The organism is Desulfobacter sp., assembly GCF_050177295.1.
In genome coordinates this window covers 1-5,929 of record NZ_JBFXHE010000282.1, presented here as the reverse complement: position 1 = coordinate 5,929, position 5,929 = coordinate 1, and the positions used below count along the sequence as shown (strand labels likewise).

The following is a 5,929-nucleotide window of genomic DNA, read 5'->3' as shown; positions in this document are numbered from 1 at the left end:
TGTCTGAAACCATTACCTATGTCATATCCATGCTGGTTTTTTTTCTGATCCTTTTGTGTACCGGTTATGAATTTCACATGTCGTTATGGCTGCTCCCGGTTTTGTATTACCTCCAACAGATGTTGGCTCTGGGGCTTGGGTTGATTGCAGGGGTTTTAAATGTTTTTATCCGTGATGTGCGTCAAATTACAGGGGTGATTTTACAGCTGTGGTTCTGGTTTACGCCCATTGTTTATATTGTTGATATCCTTCCAGATCCGGTAAAAAGAATTATTATGTACAATCCGGCCTTCAGGTTGATAGATGCCTACCACAAAATATTTGCGTTTCATTCATACCCTTCCTTTAAAGCTCTTTGGGTACTCGCGGTAGTTACCCACCTGATTTTGTTTTTTTCCTTTTTGATGCTTCGGTATCTGGAAAAAGATATAAGGGATTTTCTATGAAAATTTTGGTTAACGCAATACCCATGACCGGACTTTTAACCGGCATTGCAAGGTACCTGCGCAACTTATACCACACCATCCATGGCATGGGCCGGGCCGATATCCGTTATTTTAACGGAAGCTGCGTTGTGGACGCCATGCCGCCCATGGCAGACGCCGGACGGTGGCAGAAAACCGTGGGAGCTGTCAGGTACCTGCCTGACCATGTAATTTTCGGGGTGAGGGCTGCCCGGTGGATGAAGTATGAGTATTGCCTGAACAGGGTGTGTCGGAACCAGACACCCGGGTTTTCGGTTTACCATGAAACAGCCTTTTCACCGGCAAAGCTGACAAGGGTCCCTACGGTATTTTCCATCTATGATCTCTCTTTGCGCCGGTATAAGGAGACCCATCCAAAGGAGCGGGTGCTTTTTTTTGAATATTTTATAAAAACAAGACTGCGGTATGCCATGCACATCCTGACTATTTCAGAATTTATTCGGCAGGAGATCATCAGCGAGTTCAAGGTGGATCCGTCCATGGTCACGGCTGTACCGCTGGCTGCGGACCCGGTGTTTACCCCTGCGGATAAGAACGTTGTGGCAACGGTGAGGCAAAAGTACAACCTGCCCCCATCGTATCTGCTGTTTGTAAGCTCCCTTGAACCCAGAAAAAATATTGATCTTCTCGTGGATGCCCTGGCGGAAACAAAAACCGATATCCCCATTGTCCTTGTGGGCTGGAAAGGATGGGGTGAAAAATCCTGGTTTGAGAAAATCAGAAATAAAAACCTTAAAAACAGGGTTTATCTGACAGGTCATATCCCGGACCATGATTTAAGGGCCGTTTACACAGGCGCCCAGGCCTTGATTTATCCAAGTTTATACGAAGGGTTCGGCCTTCCCATTGTGGAGGCAATGGCCTGCGGCTGTCCGGTTATCTGTTCCAACGTCTCCAGCATGCCCGAAGTGGCGGGAGATGCGGCCGTTTTAATTGATCCGCGGCAAAGCAGTGAACTGGCCCAGGCCATTGAAACTGTTGTCCATGACACAGGGGCAAGAACCCTTTTGGCGGAAAAAGGAAGGCAGCGCGCCCTGGGCTTTACATGGGAATCCACTGCCAATCAAACCCTTGATGTATACAGGAACGCGGCAAGATGATTTCAGTTCAAAATATATCAAAGACGTTTAAACTGTACCGCAAGCCATCGGAACGGCTTAAGGAGATTATATTCAGGAAGTGCCGCCACAAAAAATTTGATGCGGTTAAAAACCTGAGCTTTACGGTTCCCGGGGGGGAGACCCTTGGGCTTATCGGAGAAAACGGGGCTGGTAAATCAACGGTTTTAAAACTTCTCACAGGCATTCTGATACCGGACACAGGGACAGTTCATATATCGGGCAAAATAACGGGGCTGCTGGAACTTGGTACCGGATTCAACCATGAATTTTCAGGCATTGATAATATTATTCATAATGCAACATATCTTGGGCTTTCCAGGCCGGAAATTAACCGGAAGCTGGATGAGATCATCTCATTTACGGAGCTGGGGGATTTTATCCATGAGCCCCTTAAAACATATTCTTCGGGCATGATCATGCGTCTGGCCTTTTCCGTGGCCATTCATGCCGAACCCCAGGCGTTTGTCGTGGATGAGGCCCTGTCCGTAGGAGATGCCTATTTTCAGCAAAAATGTATGCAGAAGATACGGGAGTTCAAGGCGGGCGGGGGATCCATTGTGTTTGTTTCTCACGATATGAATGCCGTAAAGGTTTTATGTGATAAAGCGATATTATTGGATCGCGGCACAGCAATTGAATATGGAGAACCCGAAACCATCATCAATGCCTATAATTGCCATATTGCACGGCGTTCTGTATCAAATGATGATGTCAGGGCAGGGCGTTCACTCAACGGGTACGGCAGCCGGCAGGTTTTGATCGAATCCGTGACACTGAAAGATGAGCATCAAAACGAGACAAAGATCCTCATCAGCGGTAAACCGGCGGACATTGTAATAACCCTTAAAGGGCAGGCATCCATGGAAGATTTAACCCTGGGGATTGTCATACGGGATCGATTCGGACAAGACGTTTACGGCACAAACTCACATTATCTGAAAAAAAAGATTGATGTTCAGCAGGGGCGGACAATGGATATTGTCTATTCATTTGATCAGTTTAACCTGGGACCTGGCAAATACTCCATTACCGCCGCAATCCACACCGGTGCAAGCCATGTTGACCAGTGTGTGCATTGGGTTGATGGCTGTGCTGTCTTTGAAACCGTATTGGGGGATGAGCCTTTTTTTGCAGGCCTTATCCGGTTGACGCCCAAGTTGCATGTCAATGGAGGCTAACAGCACATCCTTTAATGATGTTCCCCAATTGTCTTCCCAGTACCTGCCAATCGTGGGACAACAGCCACTGTTTTTGTTTTGACATCAGGCGACTGGATATTTCACGATTATTGATCATTGTTTCAATACCTTGGGCCATGTGTTCAGGTGTTGTCCCCGGCAGGGTATAGACAACGTCCGACACATCTTCAAAGATATCCAGGGGGGTGACTGCGATGGGGCGGCCGGTGGCCAGCCCCGCCCTGACTGACGCACTGGAAGACTCCTGGGTGGTCTGGCAGGGGTAAACAATGACATTCGCCCGGGACAACCTGTTAAAAATCTCTTTTTCCTCCAGATACCCGTTATCCATGGTGATGTCATTGCCGTATGGACTCTCCTTGATCTGCTGCAGGCACAGTCTTTGTTCCTCTTTTGAAGCGGGGGCGGCCGGATAGAGCGCGTTTAAAAGAAGCAGCTTGAGGTCCGGGGCTTTTTTTTTCAGGAGCTCAAAGGCGCAAATCAGTTCCCGGATGCCTTTATGGGGCAGCAGAAAGCCGTAGGCCGCAATCAGTTTTTCATCCACATGGGGATGATCGGGTGCAGGAAAGGATGTGCCTCCTGTAGGGGCCAATGAATGGGGGCTGACATCCACGCCATGGGGAAAGCGCATCACATTTTCAACGCAACCCATGGATTTCAGGTGATTCAAGTCGTGAACCGAGTGAACGACCAGCCTGTGGGTGTTGAATAGTGATGATCTAATCTGCGATAGGGATTTGGGCGCATGGGGCGGCAGGACATCTGCTGTAGAGTGTAAAAAAAGGTAACAGCGTTTTTGATACCTTTTCATTGTGTCTAAGAAGCCGGATAATGCGTTTAGATTGAAAAAATTGAAATTAAATTGAATCACGATATCCGTGATCCCAGCAGCAACAATTCTATGAACCAGTTGCTGCAGGCTATCTTTTTCGTCCGCTTCCCAGCAGCGGATGACCTCAGGTCCATCCTGTTCAGTCAGATTAAGGGCGTTGTTTGCAAGTACCGTCACTTTTCCGACAGAAAGACAACGGACTAAGTATTTTGAGTAGGATGCGATGCCGCAGGGGATATTCCATGTCGTTACCCAGCCGATGCGCGGTTCTGGGGCTGGGCAATTCTGATGGTCGAGCGCCTCAATTGCCTGGGTCAATCGTTTTGAAACCTGTCGCCAGGCGTAGTTTTTGAGGATATTTTCTTTGGCGGCTCGGGTTTTACGGTTTATTTTTTCCGCAGGCAGCCGGGATATATGTTCCATTTGCCTGGTCAAATCCCCAAGGTCCGGTTCCACCCAAACGGAATCCGGCAGTGCCATGTGGGTTCTGGCATGGCTGAATTTATAATCCGTCAGCCACGCTGTTTCATGGCTGCAAAAATCTGTTTGCCCGCCAAAACCCGTGGTGAGGACCGGCAGACCGAACACCATGGCTTCGGCCATGGGCAGCCCAAAGCCTTCTCCACGGCTGGGCGCCACGAGAAGATCGCTGTGCCGGTACAGGGAAACAAGTTGACCCGGGGAGAGTTCATCTTCCACTAGAAGTATTTTCTTTTTGCTGTTCATTGTACCGTTATAAAAGAACAACTGAGACGGTTGTTCTTTTACCCACCCCGCTTTGTCCAACTGGCTGAGGATTCTATTGTGGGGATTGGGAAAGGTCTTGATAATAAGGGTAACTTCCGGACGGGCCCCGAAATCAGCTGCAGTAAAGGCTTTCAGCAGCAGGTCCGCGCCCTTCCGGGGGAAGCACGAAGAAATATGCAGCAGGGTATATCCGGGCGGAAACCCGAAAGGAAGCGGTTCCGGCGCGACCTCTTTTAAATGATCAGCCCCATTTCCCATGGTGACCGTGGGTACGGTGATGCCGTTATTTTTCAAGGTCCGGGCAACATAACCGGATACAGCCCCCACAAGGTGGAGCTGAATGTTGAATGAATCAATCCACTGCCCGGGAAAAACCGATTCCTCCCATGCATAGGGTGCAAGAATTTTCAAAGCGCCGTTCATCCCGCTGACCCTCGGGGGGAAAAGATTCCGGATGGCCAGATCCGCTTTTTCTTGCCTGACGCCACGGTTCCACATTTTTTTAATCCGGGGGAAATAGTTAAGAAACTTTTCATCCGGAGAAAAGTCCCCGCCTCCTTCGGTGGAATGAAGCTCAAGGATGAAACCTTGATCCTGAAGCGCCAGCGCAAGCTCACGGTTCACAAGCGCCAGGCTGTAATTGGAGTCAAAGGGTCCTTCAAAGCTTATTTTCAGGGTGCTTTTTTTATCTGCGGCGGGGTGATGAAGGTCAATGGTATTGCGGGTGCCGGACAGCAGTGAATTTATAAATGCGTTGAGCCCGGTTTTTAAATTTTCAAAGTCAAACCGGGAAAGGTTTGCCTGCTCTCCTTTCGCCAATCTGTGCCGCCATAACGGCTGGGTCATCAGGCGCTGCAATACCGCTGCAACATCGGTACTGTTTTTGTGGGATAAAATAAGACCTGAACCTGCAAGGGTGTGTCTGATATTGCTGCTGTCGTAGGCAACGACGGGCAGTCCTATGCTTGAGGCTTCTATGAGCGGGATGCCGAACCCTTCATGATCACTTAAGCTGACAAAAAGATCGGCTGCATGATAGTATCCCCAAAGGTCTTGATCACTGACTTTCCCGGGTAAATGGACCTGTTCCTGCAAGCCGTAGCCTGCAACCAGCTTTTTAATATATTTCAGATAAGGGGGACTGGTGTTTCCTCCCACACAGAACAGATGAACATTTTTGTTACCCAGCCGGGCCAGTGCGTGGACCAGATCGTGCTGGCATTTATTTTCACAGATCCTGCCCACAAAGAGCAGGTTAAAAGTGGTTTCATGCCGGTGAATGATCTCCCGGGACACAGTGTTTTTTTTTATGTTTTCAAAATCAATTAACAAAGGGATGACATGTACGTTCTCATACCCCAAGCCGTTTAACTCCTGGGCGTTATATTTGGAATCCGCGATGATGCCGGCGAACAGATCCTGCCAGCCGGCTAACTGTTCCCTGCCTTGTTTCGTTGCATTGCTGTGGGCGGTTCCGGTTTCAAAATAATGGGCCGGGGTGATGTTATGGTAAACCATTGCCAGGCGGTCGGCCAGACTAATAAA

The 5,929-nt window shown here is 48.9% G+C and carries 4 protein-coding genes; 3 read left to right on the top strand and 1 reads right to left on the bottom strand.

Annotation, left to right across the window (positions count from 1 at the left end; all coding sequences use genetic code 11):
* The 3 genes from AB7U36_RS16835 to AB7U36_RS16825 form a co-directional block, all read left to right on the top strand.
* Positions 1–446: ABC transporter permease (locus AB7U36_RS16835; RefSeq protein ID WP_428160856.1), on the top strand; the 446-nt coding region annotated here is incomplete at its 5' end.
* Entirely contained in the window at positions 443–1,585 is a 1,143-nt protein-coding gene (locus AB7U36_RS16830) for a glycosyltransferase family 4 protein (RefSeq protein WP_428160677.1), read from the top strand. The genes AB7U36_RS16835 and AB7U36_RS16830, both read left to right, overlap by 4 nt.
* A complete protein-coding gene (locus tag AB7U36_RS16825; protein ID WP_428160678.1) occupies positions 1,582–2,784 on the top strand; it encodes an ABC transporter ATP-binding protein in 1,203 nt (400 codons plus the stop codon). The genes AB7U36_RS16830 and AB7U36_RS16825 overlap by 4 nt, the downstream gene beginning before the upstream one ends.
* Here the strand turns inward: AB7U36_RS16825 and AB7U36_RS16820 are convergent.
* Positions 2,771–5,929: glycosyltransferase family 4 protein (locus AB7U36_RS16820; RefSeq protein WP_428160855.1), on the bottom strand; the 3,159-nt coding region annotated here is incomplete at its 5' end. The genes AB7U36_RS16825 and AB7U36_RS16820 overlap by 14 nt on opposite strands.